Origin of the sequence: Caballeronia arvi (genome assembly GCF_001544695.2) — a bacterium.
Lineage (GTDB): Bacteria > Pseudomonadota > Gammaproteobacteria > Burkholderiales > Burkholderiaceae > Caballeronia > Caballeronia arvi.
Map to the genome: position 1 here is coordinate 72,726 of NZ_FCOM02000028.1, position 23,845 is coordinate 96,570.

Annotated in this window: 26 protein-coding genes; 10 read left to right on the forward strand and 16 right to left on the reverse strand. The window is 62.7% G+C overall.

Features of this window, described 5'->3' with window-relative positions; all coding sequences use genetic code 11:
* Positions 1–13: 13 nt before the first annotated feature.
* The 3 genes from AWB74_RS26145 to AWB74_RS26155 all read left to right on the forward strand — a co-directional run bounded on the left by AWB74_RS26145 (position 14) and on the right by AWB74_RS26155 (position 2,714).
* The gene (locus tag AWB74_RS26145; RefSeq protein ID WP_061149567.1) at positions 14–271 is read left to right on the forward strand and encodes a DUF4242 domain-containing protein; all 258 of its coding nucleotides are present in this window, start codon (positions 14–16) and stop codon (positions 269–271) included.
* A 247-nt stretch (positions 272–518) separates the two neighbouring features.
* Positions 519–1,904, forward strand: coding sequence for a GntP family permease (locus AWB74_RS26150; protein ID WP_061149568.1), 1,386 nt, complete (start codon positions 519–521; stop codon positions 1,902–1,904).
* Between the two features lie 33 nt (positions 1,905–1,937).
* Positions 1,938–2,714: a maleate cis-trans isomerase family protein gene (locus tag AWB74_RS26155; protein ID WP_061149569.1), complete on the forward strand. Its 777-nt coding sequence runs from the start codon at positions 1,938–1,940 to the stop codon at positions 2,712–2,714.
* Between the two features lie 111 nt (positions 2,715–2,825).
* Here AWB74_RS26155 and AWB74_RS26160 read toward each other — a convergent pair whose 3' ends face one another.
* The 4 genes from AWB74_RS26160 to AWB74_RS26175 form a co-directional block, all read right to left on the reverse strand.
* Positions 2,826–4,376 (reverse strand): purine-cytosine permease family protein, encoded by a 1,551-nt coding sequence (locus tag AWB74_RS26160; protein WP_061149570.1) that lies wholly within the window; start codon positions 4,374–4,376, stop codon positions 2,826–2,828.
* A 162-nt stretch (positions 4,377–4,538) separates the two neighbouring features.
* Positions 4,539–5,492 carry a LysR family transcriptional regulator gene (locus AWB74_RS26165; RefSeq protein WP_061149571.1) on the reverse strand — a complete coding sequence of 318 codons (954 nt, stop codon included), beginning with the start codon at positions 5,490–5,492 and terminating at the stop codon, positions 4,539–4,541.
* Positions 5,493–5,520: 28 nt separating this feature from the next.
* The gene (locus AWB74_RS26170) at positions 5,521–6,993 is read right to left on the reverse strand and encodes an NAD(P)/FAD-dependent oxidoreductase (RefSeq protein ID WP_200822029.1); all 1,473 of its coding nucleotides are present in this window, start codon (positions 6,991–6,993) and stop codon (positions 5,521–5,523) included.
* Positions 6,994–7,146: 153 nt separating this feature from the next.
* Positions 7,147–7,494, reverse strand: a complete 348-nt coding sequence (locus tag AWB74_RS26175; protein ID WP_061149572.1) for a cupin domain-containing protein — start codon at positions 7,492–7,494, stop codon at positions 7,147–7,149.
* A gap of 214 nt (positions 7,495–7,708) precedes the next feature.
* Here AWB74_RS26175 and AWB74_RS26180 point away from each other — a divergent pair, with 214 nt between their 5' ends.
* From AWB74_RS26180 to AWB74_RS26205, 6 genes are all read left to right on the forward strand, one after another.
* A complete protein-coding gene (locus tag AWB74_RS26180) occupies positions 7,709–8,554 on the forward strand; it encodes a helix-turn-helix domain-containing protein (RefSeq protein WP_061149573.1) in 846 nt (281 codons plus the stop codon).
* Between the two features lie 111 nt (positions 8,555–8,665).
* Positions 8,666–9,616, forward strand: coding sequence for an agmatinase (speB, locus tag AWB74_RS26185; protein ID WP_061149574.1), 951 nt, complete (start codon positions 8,666–8,668; stop codon positions 9,614–9,616).
* Positions 9,617–9,635: 19 nt separating this feature from the next.
* Positions 9,636–11,099 carry an aldehyde dehydrogenase family protein gene (locus AWB74_RS26190; protein ID WP_061149575.1) on the forward strand — a complete coding sequence of 488 codons (1,464 nt, stop codon included), beginning with the start codon at positions 9,636–9,638 and terminating at the stop codon, positions 11,097–11,099.
* Positions 11,100–11,293: 194 nt separating this feature from the next.
* Positions 11,294–11,728, forward strand: coding sequence for a hypothetical protein (locus tag AWB74_RS26195; protein ID WP_061149576.1), 435 nt, complete (start codon positions 11,294–11,296; stop codon positions 11,726–11,728).
* 15 nt (positions 11,729–11,743) lie between these two features.
* Complete coding sequence (locus AWB74_RS26200; protein WP_061149577.1) at positions 11,744–13,096, forward strand: NAD(P)/FAD-dependent oxidoreductase; 1,353 nt, start codon at positions 11,744–11,746, stop codon at positions 13,094–13,096.
* 240 nt (positions 13,097–13,336) lie between these two features.
* Complete coding sequence (locus AWB74_RS26205; RefSeq protein ID WP_061149578.1) at positions 13,337–13,579, forward strand: hypothetical protein; 243 nt, start codon at positions 13,337–13,339, stop codon at positions 13,577–13,579.
* Between the two features lie 54 nt (positions 13,580–13,633).
* Here the strand turns inward: AWB74_RS26205 and AWB74_RS26210 are convergent, their stop codons facing one another.
* From AWB74_RS26210 to AWB74_RS26255, 10 genes are all read right to left on the reverse strand, one after another.
* Positions 13,634–13,948, reverse strand: coding sequence for a porin (locus AWB74_RS26210; RefSeq protein ID WP_327362444.1), 315 nt, complete (start codon positions 13,946–13,948; stop codon positions 13,634–13,636).
* A gap of 23 nt (positions 13,949–13,971) precedes the next feature.
* On the reverse strand, positions 13,972–14,427 hold the full coding sequence (locus AWB74_RS26215) for a DUF3788 domain-containing protein (protein WP_061149580.1): 456 nt from the start codon (positions 14,425–14,427) through the stop codon (positions 13,972–13,974).
* A gap of 47 nt (positions 14,428–14,474) precedes the next feature.
* Positions 14,475–14,981 (reverse strand): YkgB family protein, encoded by a 507-nt coding sequence (locus AWB74_RS26220; RefSeq protein WP_061149581.1) that lies wholly within the window; start codon positions 14,979–14,981, stop codon positions 14,475–14,477.
* Between the two features lie 14 nt (positions 14,982–14,995).
* Positions 14,996–15,481, reverse strand: a complete 486-nt coding sequence (locus AWB74_RS26225) for a GNAT family N-acetyltransferase (protein WP_061149582.1) — start codon at positions 15,479–15,481, stop codon at positions 14,996–14,998.
* 35 nt (positions 15,482–15,516) lie between these two features.
* On the reverse strand, positions 15,517–15,936 hold the full coding sequence (locus AWB74_RS26230) for a cupin domain-containing protein (protein ID WP_061149599.1): 420 nt from the start codon (positions 15,934–15,936) through the stop codon (positions 15,517–15,519).
* 103 nt (positions 15,937–16,039) lie between these two features.
* Positions 16,040–16,957, reverse strand: a complete 918-nt coding sequence (locus AWB74_RS26235; RefSeq protein ID WP_061149600.1) for an NADP-dependent oxidoreductase — start codon at positions 16,955–16,957, stop codon at positions 16,040–16,042.
* A gap of 62 nt (positions 16,958–17,019) precedes the next feature.
* On the reverse strand, positions 17,020–17,565 hold the full coding sequence (locus tag AWB74_RS26240; protein WP_061149601.1) for a carboxymuconolactone decarboxylase family protein: 546 nt from the start codon (positions 17,563–17,565) through the stop codon (positions 17,020–17,022).
* An 88-nt stretch (positions 17,566–17,653) separates the two neighbouring features.
* Positions 17,654–18,289: a nitroreductase family protein gene (locus AWB74_RS26245; RefSeq protein WP_061149583.1), complete on the reverse strand. Its 636-nt coding sequence runs from the start codon at positions 18,287–18,289 to the stop codon at positions 17,654–17,656.
* A gap of 198 nt (positions 18,290–18,487) precedes the next feature.
* Positions 18,488–19,447, reverse strand: coding sequence for an AraC family transcriptional regulator (locus AWB74_RS26250; RefSeq protein WP_061149584.1), 960 nt, complete (start codon positions 19,445–19,447; stop codon positions 18,488–18,490).
* A 92-nt stretch (positions 19,448–19,539) separates the two neighbouring features.
* On the reverse strand, positions 19,540–19,824 hold the full coding sequence (locus AWB74_RS26255) for a DUF3331 domain-containing protein (RefSeq protein WP_087039201.1): 285 nt from the start codon (positions 19,822–19,824) through the stop codon (positions 19,540–19,542).
* Positions 19,825–20,038: 214 nt separating this feature from the next.
* Here AWB74_RS26255 and pdxR point away from each other — a divergent pair, with 214 nt between their 5' ends.
* A complete protein-coding gene (gene pdxR / locus AWB74_RS26260) occupies positions 20,039–21,448 on the forward strand; it encodes a MocR-like pyridoxine biosynthesis transcription factor PdxR (RefSeq protein WP_061149585.1) in 1,410 nt (469 codons plus the stop codon).
* A 16-nt stretch (positions 21,449–21,464) separates the two neighbouring features.
* On the opposite strand, the gene AWB74_RS26265 is transcribed toward pdxR, so the two are convergent.
* Together AWB74_RS26265 and AWB74_RS47380 are read right to left on the reverse strand one after the other, a co-directional pair.
* Positions 21,465–23,408 (reverse strand): AAA family ATPase, encoded by a 1,944-nt coding sequence (locus AWB74_RS26265; protein ID WP_061149586.1) that lies wholly within the window; start codon positions 23,406–23,408, stop codon positions 21,465–21,467.
* A gap of 228 nt (positions 23,409–23,636) precedes the next feature.
* A partial coding sequence (locus tag AWB74_RS47380; RefSeq protein WP_235024683.1) for a hypothetical protein occupies positions 23,637–23,845 on the reverse strand: 209 nt, incomplete at its 5' end.

Consider the following 23,845-nt stretch of genomic DNA (forward strand, 5'->3'; position numbering starts at 1 on the left):
GGAGGAGGATGCCATGCCACGTTTCATGATTGAACGTAATTTCGCAGAACAACTCGAGGTCACGGCCGACAGTGCGACGAACGTGAAGAGAATCAACGACGAGGAGGGCGTCGAGTGGCTTTTTTCGTTTCTCAGCGCGGACAAGAAGAAGACTTACTGCCTGTACGAGGCACCCAATGCCGACGCTATTCGCGCCGCCGCACGCCGGGCTAATTTGCCGGCCGATGTGATCATCGAGGTAAGCGATTTGCGGCCCGAGATGTTCAGCTAGATGACGCGGCACCGATTTCCTGAACGCAGTTGCACACCCCGCCGGGCAGGGTTGGCGAAAGCTTGATGCAATAGAATTCCAATCTCTCAAAAAACGCCGGGACCGGAATACCGGTCGCGTCACGACATGGCTGGCGCTGTCATGAGACGGCGCTTCTCCTATCGACCTTGCATCGCGGCGACGGCGACCGCCTGTAGCCGGAGCATGCATGCGCGCCGGGAAAACCAGCCCAAACCGAGAGTCATTCATGACCCATCTGGACATACAGTTGTTGCTGACCGCGCTGGTCAGCGTGTTGTTGTTGGTCGCGCTCATCGTGTCGCGCGTCAAGATGCACCCGCTGCTCGCGTTGCTCGTCGTTTCCGTTGGCGTCGGCTTTGCAACCGGCATGGAGCCGGGAAGCATCGTCAAGCATTTGATCGATGGCGCGGGCAAGACATTGGGCGCGGTGGGCGTCGTCATCGCATTAGGCGCCATGCTGGGCAAGATCCTGGCCGATGCTGGCATCACCGAGCAAATCGCCGAAGCCATTCTGCGACACGCTTCCGATCGGATGATCCCGTGGGCCATGACGCTGGTGGCCTTTATCGTGGGCATTCCGATGTTCTTCGAGGTGGGTCTGGTGGTCATGTTGCCTCTGATATTCAGCGTGGCGCGCAAGCTGGAAAGCCACGCTCGCTTCAAAGGCTCGGCTTACGTGTACGTCGGCGTTCCCGTGATCGCGGCGCTCGCCGCCATGCATGGCATGGTGCCGCCTCACCCCGGGCCTTTGACAGCCATCGCCACCCTCAAAACGTCGGTGGGCCCCACCATGCTGTATGGCTTCCTTGCAGCCATTCCGGCGATGATTCTGGGCGGCCCGCTCTATGGCGCGCTCATTTCGCCTCGCATGAGCACCAAACCCGATCAGGCTCTGCTGGACCAGTTCACCGTCACCGGGAGGGCCGACGGCGGCGAGCGGCCCGGCGTCGCGCTCGGCGTGCTGGCCGCCTTGCTACCCGCCATCCTGATGCTGGTTCATGCCGTCGCCGAAATGGTGCTGCCGAAGGGCACCGCGGCCATGCATGTGGCCAGCTTTCTGGGCAATCCTCTGATCGCCATGCTGCTGGGTGTGCTGTTCGCCATCGTGGCCCTGGTCATCGCGCGCGGAGGCGATGCCGACAAGCTGCGCGACGCGCTCGGCCAGAGTCTCAGGCCGATCGCTTCCATCATCATGATCATCGCCGGAGGCGGCGCCTTCCAGCAGATGCTGACCAGTGCCAAGGTGGGCGATGCCATCGTGCATCTGACGCAGCAGTTCGCCTTTCCCCCGCTGATCCTGGGCTGGCTGATCGCCATGCTGCTTTCCGTCTCCACCGGCTCGGCCACCGTGGGTATCGTGGGCGCAGCCGGCCTGCTCGCGCCGCTGGCCGGCGTCGACCCGAGCCTGAACCTGCCTTTGCTGGCGTTGTCCATTGGCTGCGGCTCGCTGTTTTTCAACTATGCCAACCACGCTGGCTTCTGGATGGTCAAGGAATCGTTCGGTATGACCATGGGCGAAGCCACCAAAACAATCTCGGTGGTTCAGTCCATCGTGGCTGTGGTGGGATTGATCATGGTGCTGGTTTTCAACGCGGCGCTTCCTGTTCATTGAATCGTCGGCGAGATCTAACTGGAGGAAAGGCTCATGTGGCAGGCTGATGGTTTCAGCACGACGCGCATCGGTGTTCTTACCCCGCACGCAGACGTGGTCCCCGAGTCGGAATTCAACGCGATGAGGCCAGAAGGCATTTCTATTCACGCTGCCCGAGTGCCTCTGGGGGTGTACAAGCCCGGAGGCGTTATGGACACCGAAATTGCCGATGATCCTGTTCGTGCCTTCGCTGAACCGCCGCTTGTTGACGATGCTGCAGAGATGCTCGCATCAGCGCCTCTGCATGCAATCGTCTATGCGTTCACCAGTAGCAGCTACGTGCGGGGCCGCCCCGATGACGCCAGACTGAAACAGCGGCTGGAAGCTCGCACGCGAGGGATTCCTGTTGTTATTTCCAGTGCGGCCGCGGTCGCCGCCCTCGAGAATCTCAACGTCACCAGGCTTGCGTTGATCAGTCCACCTTGGTTTTCGGCGGAAATGGACCGGCAGGGCGCCCGATACTTTCAAACATGCGGGTTCGACGTGGTAAGCAATGGACCCGCCGGATTACCATCCGACCAGCACGCGATTCAACCCGGCGAGCTATTCGAATGGGTCCGCACCCATACGGCCAAGAGCGCGCAGGCTGTGTTCATCGGTGGCAATGGCTTCCGTGCCGTTGGCGTCGTCAAGGCTCTTGAAGAAGCGCTCGGGATTCCAGTTCTCACCGCAAACCAGGTCTCGTTCTGGCAAGCCCTCATCCAATCGGGTTCGCAGGCGTCAATCACGAATTATGGGCACATATTCGGCCTTCGACCGCCCGCTCATTAGCCGAAATAGCTCGTTCTGAACGGCTCATCTGTCGATGTCGAATGTGAAACGCGCTGGACGGAGCGCGAGACGCGCGTCGCGCGCCCGCGCTTCTGGTTTTGAACTGCAGTGTTACTCAGCCTGCTCGCGACTGCCCGCGAGGTTATGCACGCGCGGGCTCATGGCGACCGGCACGGCGTTGCGCGCACGCTGTTGCTGTGCGCCGAAGAACCGGCGTCCTTGCGGGCCGTACACGGCGTCGGGTTCGGGAAAGCACCACAGCATCGCCAGATACAGCACGCCGCCGACGGCGAACGAGACCGGCACGCTCAGATCGCAGCCGCCCGCGAGCGCGCCGAGCGGCCCGACGAACTGCCCCGGCAGGTTCACGAACGCGAGGCCGACGAACGCCGCCGGCAGCCACGCGCCCATCGCGCGCCAGTTCCAGCCATGCGTGAACCAGTAATGGCCGCCGCGGCCGCCGCGGTTGAACACCTGCAGATCGTCGGCGAGATAGAAGCCGCGGCGCTGCAGGAAGCCGATCACCATGATCGCCATCCACGGGCAACTGAAGGTGCAGATGAGCGTCGAGAACGTCGCCACGCTTTCGACGAGATTGAACGCAAAGCGGCCGACGAAAATGAAGCCGATGGCGAGCGTGCCGATCAGCATCGTCGCGCGCACGCGGTTGAGGAAGCGCGGAAACATGCTCGACATGTCGAGGCCCGTGCCGTAGAGCGCGGTCGTGCCCGTCGACATCCCGCCGATGATCGCGATGAGGCACATCGGCAAGAGGAACCAGCGCGGCGATACGGCCAGCAGGCCGCCCACGTAGTCGTTCGCGCTGATGTAGCTCGGCGCCTTCGTCGCGATGATCGTCGCGGTGACGAGGCCGAAGAAGAACGGCACGAAGGTCGCGATCTGCGCGACGAACACGGCGCCCATCACGCGATGACGCGGCGTCGCTTGCGGAATGTAGCGCGCCCAGTCGCCGAGCGTCGAAGCGAACGAAACCGGATTGCTGAGCGCCACCAGCGCCGCGCCGATGAACGCGGCCCAGAAGCCCGCGCTGCCGTGCCGGAGCGTGCCCGCGTAGTGCATGTCGAAGGCGTTCGCAAAGGCGACCGCGCCGAGCACGAACATGAGGCTCGCCGCCCATACCGCGATTTTGTTCACCCACAGCATGAAGCGAAAGCCGTAGATGCACACGATCAGCACGAGCACGGCGAACACCATGTACGCCGTGCCGAGCGTCCACGGATTGACCGGCAGGCCCACCATGTCGTGCGCGCCGCCCACGAGCGCGTCGCCCGAGCTCCACACCGCGAGCGAGAAGAACGCGACCGAGGTCAGCACCGCGAGAAACGAGCCGACGATCCGCCCGTGAATGCCGAAGTGCGCGCCCGACGAAACCGGATCGCTCGTGCCGTTGCGCGGTCCGAACAGGCTCATCGGCGCGAGGATGCAGGTGCCCGCGAGCACGCCCAGAATGATCGCCCACATGCTCGCCTCGAACGACAGGCCGACGAGGATCGGAAAGCTGCCGAGCACCGAAGTAGAAAACGTGTTGCAGCCGCCGAACAGCAGCCGGAATAGATCGATGGGCCGCGCATATCGCGACGCGTCGGGAATGCGCTCGAAACCGAATGTCTCGATCTGCGTGATGCTCGTGTTGTCAGCCATCTTGTCTCGCTCCTTTAGGTGTCGTCCGGCGCGTCGTGCCTGCGTCACGTCTTGCCGGCTGCCGCACTGTCGTTATGTGGCGGTCACTCTAGTGCACTCGAATGCGCGCCATATTGCGTATTCGATACGTTCACATCGGGCATGGCCGATGTTTGGCGATGCTCATGCTTCCACTGCGTTGTCAGGCTGCTTCACGCGGACTTCGCGCTCGTGCGAGCGCGTGCCATAGACATCGAAAAGGTCTTCACAGAAGGCCCGGATGATCGGTTGGTCGGCCATGCCGCGCTTCATCGCGAGATGCAGCGGCACGTCGAAGCCGAACGCGGCGCGTCCGAGCACGCGGATCAGGCCGCGCTGCTCGAAGCTTTGCGCATGATGCGCGGGCAGATAGCCGATATGACTGCCCGACAGAATCAGCACGGTGGCCGCATCGATGCTGTCCGCGATGGCCGTCACCCTGCGCTCGCCGATGCTCGCGAGTTCTTCGGGCACGGGATAGCTGCGCCAGATCCAGTCGTGCGCGCGCAACGGGTCGATCGTCACATCCGGACCGCCATGAAAGAGCGGATGGCCGCGCCCGCAGCAGATCACCTGCCGTTCGCTGAAAAGGCGGGTGTACGACAGCCCCGCGACGCGATGCCAGAAGTACCCGATCGCGAGATCGAGTTGCGAATTGACGAGGCTCTCTTCGAGTTCCTGCGGCGGCGCGACGTGCATCGCGAAACGCACGGCCTGATCGCGCTTGCGGAACGCGCCGATCGCCTCGGCGAGCCGCGCGTTCTCGACGTGCGACGCCTGGCCGATCAGCCCGATCGACAAGGTGCCCACGAGCTTGCGGTCGATATCGCGCACCTGCGCGACGAACTGCGAGGTCGCGGCGATCAGCGCGCGCGCCGATGCGACGAAGCGCTCGCCCTTCGACGTGAGCCGGAAGCCGCCGCGCCCGCGCTCGCACAGCCTGAATCCCATGCGCGCCTCCAGCGCGGAAAGCTGCGAGCTGATAGTCGACTGGCGCACGCCGAGCGTCGCCTCGGCGGCGGTGATGCCGCGCGCATCGACCACGGCGAGAAAGACGCGCACGAGGCGCAAGTCGAGATCGGAAGTGTTGGAGAACATGCGGATGGCTCGCGTCAGATCGCCGCGCTCACATCGGGAAACCCATCGCCTTGATGCCCTTGATCCACGCGCGCTTCCAGCCGCCCTCGGCATCGGCGCCGTCGAACGCGTGGAAGGTCACCTTCGCGGCCAGCCAGCGCACCGGCTCGGGCGGAATGTACGTGGGGCTCTGATTGGCGATGTCGAGCGCGCGCTCGGGGCTGTCGCGATCGAACAGGATGTTCAGGCCCATGAACGCGCCGAAGCGGCTCGCGGCCACGCCGAAACCCGTGTACCCCGCGACGAACACCGCCTTGTCGCCGAGATAGCGCTTCGCGAACACCGAACCGCGCGAACAGTAGTCGATGGGGCCGCCCCATGCGTGCGAGAAGCGCACGTCGCTCAGTTGCGGGAAGGTCGTGTAGAACGCCTGCGCGAGCCGGTAGTAAGTGTCGCGGTTCTGGTCGCTAGGCGGATTGGGATCGCCATCGAAGTGATAGCTCACGAGGCCGCCGAAGATGATGTTGTTGTTCTTCGTGAGACGGAAATAGTTGAGCTGCGTGCGCGTGTCGTAAATACCCTGACGCTGCGCCCAGCCGATGCGCGACAGTTGTTCGTCGGTGAGCGGCTCGGTGGCGAGCACGTGGTCGCGCACCTGCAGCACGCGCCGGTTGATATCCGGAATGCCGACCTTCGCCGTGCCGCTGCCGAACAGCACGCGCGTCGCGCGCACCGTGCCCGCGGGCGTTTTGACGAAGACGCTCGCGCCTTCGTCGCTCACGCTCATCAGCGGCGTGTTTTCGTAGAGCCGCACGCCGAGCTGGAGCGCCGCGCGCTTGAGACCCCACGCGAGCTTGGCCGGATGCACGATGCCGCTGCGGTTGCGCGACCAGAGCGCGCCCGCGAACAGCGGCGAATCGAGCTGCGCGCGCGTGGCCGCGGCGTCGAGCAGCACGACATCGTGGCCGTATGACGTGTGCAGATCGTAATCGGCGCGCAGATGCTCGACGTGATCCGGGTCGACCGCCACCGTCATCTCGCCGTTCCATTCGATATCGGCGTCGATGCCGTAGCGCTCGAGCGTCGCCTCGAAGCCATCGAGATTGCGCTGGCCGAATTCCTCGAGCTCGGCGATATCGTTCGGAAACACGCGCACGGCGTTCGGCAGGCCATGCATCACCGATGTCGAAATGATGCCGCCTGCGCGCCCCGACGCGCCATGCGCGACCTGTCCCGCTTCGATCAGCACGACATCGAGTTCAGGCATCTGTTCCTTCGCCTGCACCGCGGCCCACAGACCGGTGAAGCCGCCGCCGACGATCAGCAGATCGGCGCGCGTCTCGCTCGTGAGCGCAGCTTCGGCGGGCGGCTCGGCGGGGTTGTCGAGCCAGTAGGGAAAGAGCTTCGTGTGGGCGAGCGCTTCTTCGACGCTCAGTCCGACGCTCGCGCGGTGTGCCTCACGCGATGCGCGGGCCGTGGGCGCGGTGACATCCGCTTCGAGAAATTGGGCGCGGTCATTCATGATGGGCTTCCTCTTCGGGCGCCGTGCGGATACCGGCGTTCGACGTATGGATGAGCGACGCCGGCGCAAAGCAGCGATGCGCGAAGATGCTCATGGTGGATTTCACTGCTGCTCGGAAAGACGCCGCATCGTGTGCCGACGACAGTGCGGCGCTTATTGCTGCGGTTCGAGCACGATGTAGAACTTCTTCGCGTCCTCGATCGTTTCCCAGCGGCCCGCGAAGCCAGCCGGCAGCAGATAGCCTTGCCCCGCTTCGAACTCCTTGCGGCAGCCGTTCACGTCGGTCAGCGCGATCCTGCCTTCGACGAGCCACACGGCTTCGTCGGCGGTCGTCGCGGGAAAATCGACGGCGCCGGCCTTGCCTTCCCACCAGCCGATCACGTAGTTGCCGTTCCGGCCTTGCGCCGCGCGCCAGTCGCTTTCGTCCATGCCGTAGTCCAGCTTCGTGAACTGGCCAATGCCTGCGCCCAACGGCGCGATGTCCTGAATCAGCTTGCTCATGTGCGTCCTTGATTGCGTCGGTTTTCAATTGAATCGGTGAAAGAAAGTTACAGATTCACGGCGCCCCGGTATGCCCCCCCTCAGGGGAGGCAAAACGTGTTTCCCGATTCGCGGGTAAACACTTAGCGCACGCGAAGCATTCGCTGGAAACCTCGTCTGGCGGGCGTTGCGGCGCATGGGCTAGAATCGGACAGTCTTTTTTCCGGGGCGCGCCATGCTGCACAACGTACCCCCGCTTAACCGCGATTCCGCCGACTTTCCGCTCTCGTTCAAGGCGCTCGGGCAAGTCATCGAAGCGGTCGGCACACCTGATTTCGTGCCGCGTCTCACGCTGTTTCTCAATGACATCGTGCCGCTCAATGTCGTGCACATCGAGCGCTCGCGCGTCGACCACAGCAGGCCCTCGGGCTTTCGCCGCGAATGGATCGGCAGCAGCGGCGTAGGCATGGACAGCGGCGTGATCTCCGAAGTCATGACGCTCTACTACGACCGCTTCTACGACAGCGATCCGCTCTTCGCCGGCATTCGCGGCAAGATCGGCACGCTGCTCGTGGTGCGTGACATCGGCGCGATACCGCCCGGCGAATTTCGTCAACGCCTGTTCGACGAAGCGCTGATCGCGCACGAATGCGTGCTCGCGCGCGGCACGCCGCACGCGCAGGATTCCATCGCGCTCGAACGCGCGCTCGATGCGCCGCCGTTCACGCTCGCCGAGATGAACCGCTTTCGCAACGTGAGCGAATTCCTGTTCCCGTTGCTGGAGTTGCACGCATCGACGAGCGCCGCGCGGCGCGTCGCGCATCCGACCTCGTTCCTGCATCCGCTCGCGCAATTCGATGCGCGCATCGCCGCCGATCAGGTGCGGCTGTCCAAGCGCGAGTACGAAATCTGCGCGCATCTCATCACGGGCCGCACGGTGCCCGAGGCCGCGGAGATCATCGGCGTGCGCATCGGCACGGCGGAGTCGTATGTGAAGCGCGCGTTCGCTAAGCTCGGCGTGCGCACCAAGCGCGACCTGATCGCGTGGGGCCAGACTTGCTCGCGTCTGCCGGCCCTCTGAAGACCCGTTCACATAGACCGGGTTCGATGTAAACATTCCCACTTCGTGATTCGCGCGGCAAAGCCGTCGCCTAAGATCGCCCCGTCCACATAACGATGACGGGAGACCCCCATGCAGCGCGAACTCAACCAGCCGCTCGGCGGCAACGACATGCCGCGCTTCGGCGGCATCGCGACGATGATGCGCCTGCCGCAAGCGGCGAGCACCGCGGGCCTCGATGCCTGTTTCGTCGGCGTGCCGCTCGATATCGGCACCTCGAACCGCTCGGGCGCGCGCTTCGGGCCGCGCCAGATCCGCTCGGAATCGGTGCTGCTGCGCCCCTACAACATGGCGACGCGCGCTGCGCCCTTCGATTCGCTGCAGGTGGCCGATATCGGCGACGTCGCGACGAATCCCTATGACCTGAAGGACTCGATCCGCCTGATCGAGTCGGCTTACGACGAGATCGTCGAGAACGGCTGCCGCCCGATCACGCTCGGCGGCGATCACACGATCGCGTGGCCGATCCTGCGCGCGCTGCACAGGAAGTACGGCGAGGTCGCCGTCGTGCACGTGGACGCGCATGCCGACGTCAACGACACGATGTTCGGTGAGAAGATCGCGCACGGCACGCCGTTTCGCCGCGCGGTCGAAGACGGCCTGCTCCAATGCGACAAGGTCACGCAGATCGGTTTGCGCGGCACCGGCTATCACGCCGACGACTTCGACTGGTGCCGCGAACAGGGCTTCACCGTGGTGCAGGCCGAAGCATGCTGGAACCGGTCGCTTGCGCCGCTGATGGAAGAAGTGCGCGCGCGCGTGGGCGACGCGCCCGTGTATCTGAGCTTCGATATCGACGGGCTCGATCCCGCGTTCGCGCCCGGCACCGGCACGCCCGAAGTGGGCGGCCTGACCGTGCAGCAAGGCCTCGAAATCGTGCGCGGCATGAAGGGGCTCAACGTCGTGGGCGCGGATCTCGTCGAGGTCTCGCCGCCTTACGATCAGGCCGGCACGACCGCGCTCGTCGGCGCCAATCTCGCGTTCGAGATGCTCTGCGTGATGCCGGGCGTCGCCTACCGTTAAAGCCCGCAAAAGGACGATCATGTTCAATCACACTTCATTCGTGCTGCCCGCCGCGACGATCGCGGGCATGCGTGTCGACGCGTCGAACCGGGAAGCGGGCAACGCGATTCACAATGCTTCCACGGGCGAGATCATCGGCTGGCAGGAACACGCCGATGCCGCGCAAGTCGATGCCGCCGTGCGTGCCGCGCACGGTGCGCTCGATGCATGGCGCAACCAGCCGCCTGAAGCGCGCGGCAAGGTGTTGCGCAGGATCGCCGAGCTGCTCGCGGCGAACCGCGCCCAGCTCGCGTCGATGCAGCAGCAGGTAAGCGGCAAGCCGCCGCTCGAAGCCGACACCGATGTGAGCGACGCCATCGCCACGTTCGATTACTACGCAGACCTGTGCGCCGACGCATCGCTCTTCGCCGCCGCTACGCTCGCCTTGCCCGACGACACCGTGACGGGCGAGCGCCATTACGAAGCGGTCGGCGTGGCCGCGCTGATCGTGCCGTGGAATTTCCCGATGGTCACGACCGCGTGGAAGCTCGCGCCCGCGCTCGCGGCCGGTTGCACGGCGGTGCTGAAGCCGTCCGAATTCACTTCGCCGGTCGAGCATCGGCTCGCTGCGATCATGACGGCGGCGGGCGTGCCCGACGGTGTCGTGAATCTCGTGAACGGCGGCGGCGAGGTGGGCGCGCTGCTCGCCGCGCATCCGCTCATCGACAAGATCTCGTTCACCGGCAGCACGGCGGTAGGCCGCAAGGTCATGCAGGCCGCCGCGCAGGACATGAAGCGGCTGACGCTCGAACTCGGCGGCAAGTCCGCGCTGATCGTGCGCGCTGACGCGGACATCGGGCATGCGGTCGCGCTCGCGGTGGGCGGCGCGTTCACGAACGCGGGGCAGATGTGCTCGGCCACGTCGCGCATCATCGTGCACGACGATGTCTATCGCAAGTTCGTCGCGGCTTTCGAAGCGGCCGTGCGCGCGCTCGTGGTCGCGCCGCCTCACATCGACCATGTCGCGATGGGGCCGCTCGTGTCGCGCGCGCAGCGTGACCGCGTTCAGGCGCTCGTCGAGCAAGGCATCGCGGGCGGCGCGGCCGTCGCGTTCAGCGGTGCGCTCGAAAACGCCTGCGCAGAAGGCTTTTTTATGGCGCCGGTGGTCATCGCGGAACCGGATACCGCGAACGTGCTATGGACCGAAGAGGTGTTCGGGCCGGTCGCGTGCGTGAAATCCTTCCGCACCGACGACGAGGCCATCGCGCTCGCCAACGACACGCGTTATGGACTCGTCGCAACCGTCGTGACGCGCGACGACGATGCCGCGCGCCGCTATCGCCACGCGCTGCGTGCGGGCCTCGTGTGGATCAACACGCCGCAACTGATCTTTCCGCACGTGTCCTGGGGAGGACTCGGCCTGAGCGGCATCGGCCGCGAACTCGGCGTCGCCGGATTGCGCAGCTATCAGGAATTGCGCCACGCCATCGTGTCGCGCGGATAGCATCGCGCGCATTCGCCTTCGACCCTCGACTGACGGAAGGTGATCGTCTTTAACATTAGTAAAAACTTATGAGTCGGTTATAAATGCTAAATAGCGCAAATATTTTCAAGACCTTATAGTTTTTCTCACGATGTCGTCAATAGCGCTCAGGCCTCTGGCGACACACGCATTCAACGACTCCGGGAGACGAACAAATGGCAATCGACGCGATCGTGGCGAACATGGACTCCGTGTGGACCGCCAGCGGCAAGGACACGAAGCGAGCGACGCAACGCACGAATGGCGCGGCGCTCAAACGTTTCCTGCAAACCCTGCGTGACGACGGCTATCCGCTTCTGCTCGTAAGCGACCTCGATGCCGCCCGCCTGAACGACGCCATCACCGACAAGCTCGGCGACGAAGGTATTACGTACTTCTCGTCGATTCTGTCATCGGGTGCGCGCGCGTCGCGCTATGCGGTGGCGCTTCATACGCTCGCGACGCCCGCGCATCGCGTCGTCGCGGTGAGTGCGGAGGAACACGGCTTCGAAGAGGCGCGCAGTTCGGGCATCACGCAATGCGTCGCGCTGAGCGATGCGCTGCGCCACACGTCGGCGCCCTTTAGTCGCGCGTATTCGTACGATAGTTAGCCGATACCGGGAGCCATGATGTTGAACTCATACGCGCAACACCAGGTTGATGCGCCGCATCGCATCCTCATCGTCGGTGGGGGCGCTGCCGGACTGGAACTCGCAACGCGGCTCGGCAACGGCGTGGGCAAGCGGCGGCGCGCCGAAGTCATCCTGATCGACCGCCATCCGACGCACTTCTGGAAGCCGCTCCTGCATGAAGTCGCGTCGGGCCAGATCGATGCGTCGAGCCATCAGATCGATTACGCGGCGCATGCGAAGTGGAACCACTTTCGTTTCGAGCAGGGTGCGCTCGCGGGCATCGATCGCGGCCGCCGCGAGATCGTCATCGACGAGACCACGGACATCGACGGCCGTCCGCTGCTGCCGCGCCGAACCCTCGCGTTCGATACGCTCGTGCTCGCGCTCGGCAGTGTCACCAACTTCTTCTCGATTCCGGGCGCGGGGCAACATGCGCTGACGCTGGAAACGGTCGAGCAGGCGGAAACGTTCAGACGGCGTCTGTTGTCGAGCCTGCTGCGTTCGAGTCACGCGCGGCAGGTGAGCCCCGACGCGGCGAAGACGCCAGTCTCGGTGACGGTGATCGGCGGCGGCGCGACGGGCGTCGAGCTGGCCGCCGCGCTGCGCGGATCGGCGGAAATGGTGCGCGACTATCATCTGGCGTCGCTTGACCCGGCCAGCGATATCTGCATCCGTCTGCTCGAAGGCGCGCCGCGCGTGCTGCCGGCGCTGCCGGAGCGCATCTCGACGCGCGCTCAGGACGTGCTGGCCGCGCTCGGCGTCGAGGTGAGGCTGGGTTGCCGCGTGGGTTCGGTCGGCGCGGATTCGGTTTGCACCGCCGACGGCGAAACGCTCGCTAGCGACATCACCATCTGGGCGGCCGGCGTGGAAGGACCGCCGGTCCTGCGCCGGATGGAAGGACTGCCTCTGAACCGCCTCGGGCAGGTCGTCGTCGATGCGACGCTGCAGGTCGAGGCCGGCTCGGGCATCTACGCGATGGGCGATTGCGCCGCGTGCGCGGCATCGAAGGGCGACGCGCTCGTGCCGCCGCGTGCGCAGGCGGCCTATCAGCAGGCCGTCTACCTCGCCGATGCGCTCATGCGGCGTCTCGACGGCCGCGCCGTGCAGGGCTTCTCCTATCGCGATCAGGGGACGCTGATTTCGTTCGGCCGTGCGGGCGCGGCGGGCGCGCTGATGAGCGAACTGCTGCGCGGGCCGGTTTTCATCGAAGGATGGTTGGCGGCTTCGTGCTACCGGCATCTGTATCGCCGGCACATCATGGGGCTGACGGGCGTCAAGCGGGCCGTGATGTATGCGGCGAGTCAGTGGCTTCGTGAGCGTGTGCGGCCGACCGTGAAGCTGAACTGAACTGAACGGCAGCGGAAGGGAAATGTCTGGCGTATGCCGACATCGAACGATCGGACTGTTGTTCGCGTCCAGCGCGTGAGGGCAAAGACATGCGCGGATTCGAGTTCGAAGCTACCCGTATCCGCTCATAAATTCGACGCAAACCGGTGATTGCCGTTTTTCACGTATTGGCACGGCCCATGCAGAAGACCGGGTGGCGACTTTCACGCCACTCACCTTACTTTTGCCAGGAGACCCGCCATGACTACGCTGACCATCACCGATCTGCCGCGCACCGACACCCTGCATCGCGACGCGATGTCCTCCATTCGCGGCGGCATCGCCACGATCACTTTGCCGCCGAACGGCAACCCCGGTCCATTGCCGCCGTCCATTCCGGCGTCGTGGTCCGGCGTCGCCGCCGCGATCCTGAAGGATCTCCACATTCCGGTGCCGTGGCCTGGGCAACCGGTTCCTCAGACGCAGGACCCGCGTCTGCTCTGAACGCGAAACGACAAACGGCGGGCGCGTGCGCCCGCCGTTCGCGCCTGCTTCGGATCAGAATCGGTGACGCAAGCCGACCGTCGCCGAGACCTGGCTGTTCGTCGACGATGCAGACAGGCCGTTGATCGCAGCCGTGATGCCCGAATCGCCCGTATCGCTCACGTGCTGATACACGCCCTGCAGATACACGTCGGTGCCCTTGGACAGCGCATACGCGGTTTTCAGGCTGAACTGATTCCACTTCGGATCGGTGCCGTCGAGATGGCCATCGGTGAAGATGTAGGCGCCGGACACCGTCCACGCTGGCGCACGGAATCGTACTGACGGCCGAACTCGCGCCCGCATGCAATTGACTCCGATGTCCACCACGGGTCTCAGGACTTACACGACATTCAACTAAACGAGCGCCCAGGGCGCTTCATACTCATAAGGTCTGTCACCTCATGCCGATCATCGGCGGACGTGATGGGAATAGTCAGCCATTTTCCGTCAGGGTATGCCCGGGCTTCATCGTAGAGTTTGACGAACTTTGGGCTCCAGGAATAACGCCGCGCCTCAAACTTCTCGCGCTCAGCACGCCCCAGGACCACCAGAACCGAAAACAGCCTGTATGCCGGCAGCAGGGTGCAGAAGGCCCTAGTTTTTTTGTAGCGCAGTGACCAACCGCGTTTCTCGCCACCATATAACCAGTCTGGCGCGAAAACATCGGGGTAGAACGCCTCGATCCAGTTCCGCAATCCGACCCAATGTTCAAACGCCTCTGGCCCCATCCAGTCGCGGACCGTCCGCTCATCGGGCTGTGACGATTTGTCGGTGATTCTGTCGCCGATTTGGGTGAACTGGTTCATGTCGTTTTCCTCTCTTAAAAGAACTTCACACGCTTATCTATCTCAGGTCACGACTTCCGGGCGTCAGGCCGCGAGGTCTGGACAGATGCCAGAAGGAGAGAAATCGATGCGGCAAGCAGAACGAGATCCTTGAGAAGGAACTGTCCAGGGATAGCCGAAATAGCCGGAAATCCACCCGCCGTCGCTTCGGCGACCCCTGGCGTGCTGAAGAAGAAGGTGAGCGTTATCAGATACGTCGCAGCTGACATCGCTGCTCCCAGTGCGGAGAAAACGGGCTGGACGGCTCCAATGATCAAAGCTGCTGCCGTCGACAATTCAAGCACGCCGATAACGTAGCTTGCCCCTTGAACTCCAAATAAGGAGTGCAACCAACTCATGATGGGGCTGTTGATGATGAACGGAGCAATACCGTTGGCTTCGTAGGCGGTGAATTTCATGGCACCGAACCAGAGAAACACAACGACCAACGCCCATCTGAGCAAGGCCAGACTAGAGAGCGATCCGACGTTCCTTTCGGCGATTTGAAAAGGGCGCTGATTTGCGTGAATTTTCATTTGGAGTATCCAGTTCAGATTGTTCGTCGGTCTTCGGGAGCCTCGAATTCAGGGCCGACCCGACCCCGGTACTGGACGAAACCCGAGCGATCACCGACGCTGTCGTATAGCCGCATGCCGGTATGGTTGGTTTCGCGTGTCAGCCAGTGCACACGGGACACCCCGCGACGGTTCGCATCGGCATAGACATGCTCGATCAGCTTGCGGCCGATACCGCCGCCACGCGCATCAGCCGCAACAAATAGGTCCTGAAGATAGCAATAGTCGCTTGTTGTCCAGGTGGATCGATGGTAGATCGAATGCACCAGCCCAAAGGCATGTTCGCCCACCAATGCAAGCGCTGCATGCATGGGCTCAGTCGGGTTCAAGAATCGCTCCCATGTTTCGAGCGTCACGGACTCCGGAATATCTACTTCGTAGAATCGCTGATAGCCTTTCCACAGAGAAAGCCAATTATCGAAATCGCTGTTTTCAACGGCTTTGATCTCAACCAATTGCATAGCCTGCTCCTGATAATCTATAAGTGAGCTTCTGTCTATTTGATCGGCGTGGTCAGCGCTTTGTCATTGGTGTCCAGGATGAACACGGCGAGCAGCTTTGCCGGCTCGGTTTTGCTCGCGTTGCGGCTGATCGAATGGATAGCGCCCGGCCGTTCCGACCAACTCTCGCCTGCCCGATAGGTGCGCATCTCGCCGCCATCCACTTTCGACTCGATTGCACCCTTGATCACGTACGCGTAAATGAAGGCCGACTTCGCGTGGGTGTGCGGCAATGAGGCCGCGCCCGGCGCGTAATCGACTTCCACCGCAATCAGCGATTTGCCGGGAACATTGGGGATAACCGCATCGAAGTTCTTCGTGACGGTTTGCCCTTCGCCGTCATGGGCCGAGGCGGCGCCCGCCGTCACGATGGCGAGTGTCGCGTAGCTGGCAGCGACGATGCTTCGGATCTTCATGGTCTTGTCCTTCTGAGTGTCGGCCAATCTTTGTTCATCTCTGTTTCGTACCAGCCTTGCGGATGCGCAGGGGAGGGCAGAACTGCTTGCCCCCGCTGCTTTCTCAAGGACGAACGCGAATAATCGTCTTCCCGTGGTGCCGCTTGGTTCCGTTGAAGGTGGCAACGGCGTCGTCGAGCATTGCGATGTTGCCGATGTGTGTGCGCAACCGTCCGTCCCGCACCCGCTGGACGATCTCTCTGAGCTGCGCGCGATCGGGCTCGACAACGAAGTCGACCGTCATGCCATTGGCAGGCCGCGCGTCGATCGGCCCGGCGATTGTCACCAGCGTTCCTCCGGCTCGAATCAAGCCTGCAGACCGCCTGGCGATGCCGCCGCCGAAGACATCGAAGACCAGGTCGACGCCACCAACGTCTTCGAGGGCGTCGCTCTCGAGATCGACGAATTCCTGCGCACCGAAGTCGAGCGCCATCTGACGGTGGGCAGCGCGTCCGGTACCGATGACGTAGGCACCGTGCTCACGTGCGAGCTGAGTTGCCATCGATCCGACTACGCCCGCCGCGCCATGCACGAGGACGCTCTGTCCCGCCCGAAGATGGCCGTGCTCGAACAGTCCCTGCCACGCAGTCAGGCCCGGCATCGGCAGGCTCGCGCCCACCGTGAAGTCGACATCGCCCGGCAGCGGCGCGAGATTGCGTGCCTCGACCGCCACATACTCTGTCAAGGTGCCGTTGCGATACCAGTCCGTGACGCCGAACACGCGCTGTCCCACCGATAGCCCCGTTGTGCCATAGCCGAGAGCGGTGACCACGCCGGCCAGCTCGTGCCCGGGTATCGATGGTGTTCGGTCGTTGCCTTGACGATCGGTCCAGGTCGAGGGCCACGTCAGTTCATCCCAGGTGAACCCTGACGCATGGACCTGAACGACGACGTCGTTTATTCCCGCCTCCGGCTCGGGCCGCTCTGTCAGTTGCATCCCGGCCGTTCCTGCGGCCTGGTCCGTCACAATGATCGCCTTCATCGTCCATCTCCTCGTGAGTGGTATGCCGTCCTGTCCAGACTCCTTCAAAGGATCGATGGTGTTCAGATCGAGCCGGCAGGCGGGACAGCGGGGAAGTCCTTCTCGGGATCGAACACGTTATTGAAGAAGTTCGTCAGCGAGTACATGGCCACCAGCGCGATGACTTCCGTCACGTTCGCATCCGTGTAGCCGGCATCGCGAACAGCCTGCAAATCGGCATCACTGACCCGGCCTCGGTTTTCGATGACTTTTCGCGCAAACTGGATGGCGGCGTCCCGCTTCGGATCGGTTGCATGCCCCTTCCGAGCGAGGATGATTTCATCGGCCGGCAACTTCGCCATGTGCTCCGCCGTAAAGCTGTGAACCGTCAGGCAGTAGTTGCACCCATTCACTTCGGAGACGACCAGGCCGATGCTGTCGCGCGTTTTCACGTCGAGTGCCTTGCTCAAGGATCCGAGCAGGGTCGCCCATGCGTTGAACGCGATCGGACTCTGGGCGAAGGCCGTCATCATGTTCGGGGTGAATCCGATGTTCTTGGTGAACGCATCGAGTGTCGGCTTCGATTCGGCCGGCAATTGATCCTGATTCAAGATAGTAGTCCTTGTCATCATAGTCTCTATAAGTTGCGGTATCACTGCTTGGAAATAGTGCCTGCCGCCTGTTTTCGCGGCCTTATGGTTATTCTGTACGACGCGCCTATACGAGCGCCAACACATCGTCCACGGGACGGCGCGGCTTCTGCGCCCAGTTTCCTGCTCGCTCCGGTCCTACGGACAACAGCAGGACGGGCACTTCGTCTGCGGCGAGTCGGAACTCGCGGTGAACTGCGTCGGCATCGAAACCAATCATCGGTGTCGAACCCAGACCCAGTGAGCGGGCCGCATAGATCATCGCCGACGCGCCGAACGAGGCCGTGCGTACGGCTTCGTCGCGCCGGCGCTGCGGATACGCCATGTACAGATCGCGTGCGGGGTTCTCCCACTCCGACACCATCGCGGCCGGCATGATGCCCGCCTTCACCAGCGGAGCCAGGCGCTCCGGTATGACGCTCGTATCGACCAGCTGTCCACACACGATGAAGGTAACAGCGGCATCGGTGATGGCGGGCTGGTTCCAGGCGATCGGACTCAGCCGTGCTTTGGCTTCAGGCGTGCGTACGGCGATGAAGCGCCAGTTCTGCAAGTGAAAGGATGTCGGCGCACTGGTGCCGATCCGCACGAGCTCGCGGATCTGGTCGTCGCTCAAGGTAGCAGCGGGATCGTAATACTTGGCGGCGCTGCGGCTCAGGATACATTCGATGACTGCATTGGTCATGCTTGCTCCATTGTTCATGGTGTTTCCTATCGGTGCGGATGCATCAGGTGGCTGGGAGTCTCTACTTTAGGGCTACGCAAAAGCAATTTCACGACCGCATTTGCTCAATAAAATGTCCAAAAGGATCAAGTCAACGGGAAGGGAGCATTCCGTCTCGTCGAGATCGAAGTGAAGATGACGCGGGTATCACACCGGAAGCGAAGCGAGGGTTCTCGGCTACTGCTGATCTTCGCGCGCAAGGCGGCGCCATTGACCCGCCGTCATGCCCATTCTGTCGGCGAACAGGCGCCGGAATGAAGAAACGGATTGATAGCCTACCGATTCCGCGACCGCTTCGACTGTCGTCGCAGGCTTCTTCAGCTCGTTTGCAGCCAGGCTCATGCGGATATCAATCAGCAAATCGATAGCCGAACGGCCGAGCGTGTCCTGGAAGTGACGCATGAAGGTAGCGCGTGACATGCTGCACAAGCCGGCCAGATCAGGCAGCGTCCATGCCCGAGCGGGATCGGAGAACATGGCTGAGAGGGCAGGCGCCAGCCGTGGATGACCGGCCAGTGCCAACAATCCAGCCGGCGCCTGATCAGACTTGCTCGCTTCGCGAAGTACGAGGGTGAACAGCGCCGAACTGAGCGCGTTCAGGATCGCGCATCCTCCCACTTTTTCGCCCGTGGCCTCTTCGCGCATCAGCCTGACAAAGCTGGCGAGATGGGTCGAAGCGGACTCGATACCCGTTTCGCCGCCGCCATCCATGGTCCGTATCACCATATTGGTGGGCAGGTAATTGCGAATCAGCCGATCATGAGGCGGTCCAATGTGAAATCGCCCGCACAACATATCCAGATGCTCGCCGTTGCCGTCATTCTCGCTGAACGTCAAGCCAGCAGAACTCTGGCGTTCATAGGTCGGCCCCGGGACACGTCCGCTGCCATCGTGCAGAATATGCGCCGCCCCGTCAGGGATCAGCAGGATATCGCCGCCCACCAGTTCCCTGGTCGTCCCTGTCTGCGGATCTTCGACGATGGCGCGTCCCTTGAGCACGACGTGATACGGGATCTCGCGCGCTTCGGCCTGCGGCCACGCCACACGCCACGGCGCACCGTAGGAGCAACGGACCTCCAGCCGTCCGGTGACGGAGACCATTTGCAGCAGCTGACTCAGCCAGTCGACTTGGGACATACGATTCCGTTAGACCTCGGCATGGGAAGGGTGTGTTGGGTGAAACGCTTTCCGATGTATATGCCTGCGTTGTTCACCCGCTTTGATCTGGTTCAAGGCGTTGGTGCATGGAGAAAGCCGGATACTGCAGAAGCCAGAATCATCCGGTGCCGGTTGATCGGAACCTGCGATCCATGTGCACGAGGACGAAATATCGAATCCCCGCGGCGAATCGGCTTACCGGAGAGGACACAAATGGCATCCGCACGCGCAGAACCGATACCCCAGATCTGATTCGCGTAGTGACCCAGACAAGGATCGCTCCAGCGAATGCTGATCGTCGTCGACGACAGCTTCTCCACAATCGAGACGTGCAAGGGTGAACGTTCGTTTTGCATGTTCGGGCATCGCTTTTCACAGAGACGGCCAGGCCGATGCTGTCTCGCGTCTAGAGCCAGGCAAGGGCGCGCTTGCGTTGAACGCAACAGGTTCCGAGCAAAGCCGCCATCATATTTGGCCTTACGTTTCGATCAATGATGATGCAAATATTCTGTACCATCGATGGTGCAAATAGAAGGACCAAGATCACCCAATTCTGTGTGTACTAAGAACATGGATTCAGACTTCCAGATTCAGCTCGACCGGACAGCGAAGCTTGCTTTGGCAGAACAGATTCGAGAGAGCATCAGCAAGGCCATAGAGTCGGGCGTGCTTGCACCTGGCACCCGGTTGCCCTCGTGGCAGGACCTCGCCGCACAGCTCGGCGTGGCGCGCGGCACAGTTCAAGCGGCATATGAACGGTTGTCCGACGCTCAGATGATCGAAACATTCGGGGCAGGGGGCACCCGTGTGGCCCCGCGGCCCTACGTGGCGGCGACTCAACCCGCAGCGCCGCGGCTTGGAACGTTCATGAGGGCCTATGAGGAAATGAACGCTGGGCCGGCGATCTTTCAGCTCGGCGTTCCTGCGTTTGAAGGATTACCGGATAAGCTTTTTTCGCGGGCGCGCTCATCCAATCTACTGAAGACCGGATGTTTATCGTCCTTGCTCTATCCCGATCCCAGAGGGGAGTTCGAATTACGCAGGGAGATCGCGGGCCATCTCTCCATTGCCAGAAACTTCCATTGCCACCCTGAGCAGGTGTTTATCACTTCGGGGTATAGCTCCGGCTTAGGCCTGGCACTGCGGGTGTTGAGTCTGGACGGTAAGAAAGTCTGGATGGAAGAGCCCGGTTTCATGGTCACCCGAAAAGGTCTGGAGCTCGCTCGCTTGAATATCGTGCCGGTGCCGGTTGATGCAGACGGCCTCAATGTCGACTACGGCCTGGAGATTGCCGAAGACGCTGCGTTAGCCGTCTTGACGCCCGGTCAACACGCTCCGCTGGGTCCGACCCTGTCGTTGAGGCGACGTCTTCAGCTACTTGAATGGGCCGCCTCGAGCGACGCATGGATCATTGAAGACGACTACCTCGGCGAGCTACAACTACAAGGTAGGCCGGCGCCTGCGATGGCATCGCTGGGGGAGGGCAAACGGGTCATCCATATCGGTTCGTTCAGCAAGACGGTTAGCCCGGCTCTGCGGCTTGGATTCATCGTGGCGCCGACCGAACTGGCTAACGCATTCTCCGAGGTGGCCGCAACACTTGCGCCTGCTCCGTCACCGGTAATTCAACTAGCCATGGCTCAATTCATGCGTGACGGCCACTACATCCGCCGGGTGCGTCGGCTCAAGCGTCTATATTCGGCCCAGCGTGACGCACTCTGCGAGCAGTTGCGAATGCGCGACGCGGAATGGGTTCATGCCGGCCTGGCCGTACTTCTCCGTCTCCCTGATGGAGCGCCCGACGTGCGGATCGTTCGCGAAGCGATGACCGTCGGCATGGCGCCATCGCCTTTGTCCGTGTGGTTTGCGAATCCGGCCTGGACTCGGTCCGGCCTCTTGCTCGGGGTTGCGACGGCGCCTCAACAGCACGTCGCCACGTCGTGTCAGCGACTGTTCGAGATCATCGATAAGTATCGCTAATTAAATCTGAAGGGCATCATGCGCGTGCTTCCGCACCACACGCCGCAGCACTGAAACACACCGCTTCCCGCTCGCGCAATGGCGTGACTCCGCTCTTGCGGATGAGTTCGTAGACATATGCGCCGGGCACCGTCTCGGTCTCGGTGAGCGCGCGCGTGACATCTTCCAGAATCGACCGATTCCGCCTGAGGAGGTCGAAGCAGCGCTCGTTCATTTCGTTCAATAGCGCGTTGGCCTGTTCGATCGCGCTGTCGAGTTGCCGTCCTGCAATCTCGCGAGGCAGCGCGGCGAGACTGAACAGATTGCCTTCGCTGCCGAATCCGAGCCGCGACACCATCTCCAGACTGATGCGCGATGCCTCCTGCAAGTCCTGCGCCGCGCCGCTCGACGCCTCGCCAAACACCAGCAACTCCGCATTGCGTCCGCCGAGCAGCACGATCAGTTCTTTTTCCAGCTCGCTGCGGCGATACAGATGCTTGTCCTGCGGCTTCGTGATGAGTGCCATGCCCAATGCGCCGCCGCGCGGCAATACCGTCAATTCCTCCAGCACGCCCGCGCCCAGCAGCGCCGCGATGATGCCATGGCCCGCTTCATGCACGCCGACGCGACGCACTTCGTCCGCATCGAGCGCCTTCTGCGCGCCGCTCACATCACCGATGCGCACCACCTTGACCGCCTCGCGCAGATGCCCGGCGCATACCATGCCCGCGCCTTGCCTGCGCGCGATCAGCCCGGCCTGATTGACGATCATCGACAGCGACGCGGGCGACAAACCGACCGTCAGCCGCGCGAGCTGATCGCAGTCGATGTCCGCCGAACGCGATGGCAGCTTGCCCAGGTAATACTCGAAAATCTTCACGCGATCCACTACGTCCGGCAGACGCACCGGCACGATGCGATCGAAGCGGCCCGGACGGCGCAGCGCCTCGTCGAGATGGTCGGGGAAGTTGGTCGCGGCGACGACAATCACGCCTTCGTTCTTCTCGAAGCCGTCCATTTCCGCGAGCAGCTGATTGATGATGCGGTTGCTTTCGCCATCGGCGGAACCGGACGCGCCGCTGGTGCGCGCGGCAAGCCCGTCGGCTTCGTCGATGAAGATCACCGCCGGGCCGTGCTTGCGCGCCGTCCTGAACAAATGCTTGACCTTCTGAATGCCGACGCCGTAATACTTTGCGCTGAAATAGCTTCCCGTGATGGCGATGAAATGCGCGCCGCATTCACCCGCCAGCGCCTGCGCGAGCCGTGTCTTACCGACGCCGGGACCGCCCGTCATCAGCACGCCGCAGGGCGGCCGGATGCCCATTTTCGTGAACGACTTCGGATCGCGCAGATAGGCCTTGATGTCGTCGAGCGCGGCCTTCGCTTCGACCGCGCCGATCACGTCGTCGAAGCACATGTCGGGCGGCGCGTCGATCAGCGTGGCTTCGCCCTTCATCTCACGGCGCATGTACCAGAGCATCAGAGCCAGCATCAGCACGTACACCAGCATGCTGGCCCAGTCGCGAAACATGCCGAGCAGCGGGCCGACACCCGCTTGCGTACCGACAGAAACGTTCGGCAACCACGCGATCTGATAGTCCGGCGCGCTGTCGCCCTTGGTCGGATTGAGCAGCAGCGACTGGGAGAACACCGCGAAGCGATCGGTGACGAAATAGCGCGCGCCGCTTTTCGTCGAAACGAGGATGGCATCGACCGTCACGCCGATCGCGGCCACGCGCTTTTCGCGGATATCCGCGAGCATGCGTGAGGCGTCCTCTTCGGTATGCGTCCATGGCGACGGGTCCTGCCGCATGTGATAGACGATGCTCGTCGCCTGCAGCGCACTGTCGTGCCGGTCCGCCTTGACATGTCGCAGCAAGCCCGAGCCGATCGCGATCAGCACGGCGACGAGCGCAGCGAGGGCGATGAAGAGCCGCCGCCGGCCACGCCGGGTCCATCGTCCGTTCTTTGCCGGTTTCATGCGGTTCTTCCCCGTATCGCGTAGAAATGCGTCCCTCTCGTGCGGGGACTTGTCTCTCATGCGCAGAGCCTTGCATCCTCCATGCATTGGCGGCGACGCACGAGCGCAGGCTACGGATGTTGCACGCGATGAAACTTCGCGTCCGTGCGCGCGACCGCCTTGGCGGGCGGTGCGCCCGGCGCGGGTGGGGCAGCAGATGCGAGGCCTTGCAAGCTCGCCAGCGTGATTTCAGGCAGGCCGGCGCGTGCGGTCTCCACAGCGATCCGCATGTCGCACGCAAGCGCCAGTTCCAGTTCCAGCCGCCGCCATGACCGGATAGCCAATCACAATTGACATAATACTTATTAACGCATTTTCGTATGTAGGTCCCAGATAGAAATGTCGTGTTTCTGCCAGATAGAAATGTCGTGTTTTGACGTAGGTTCGTGGCCAGACGA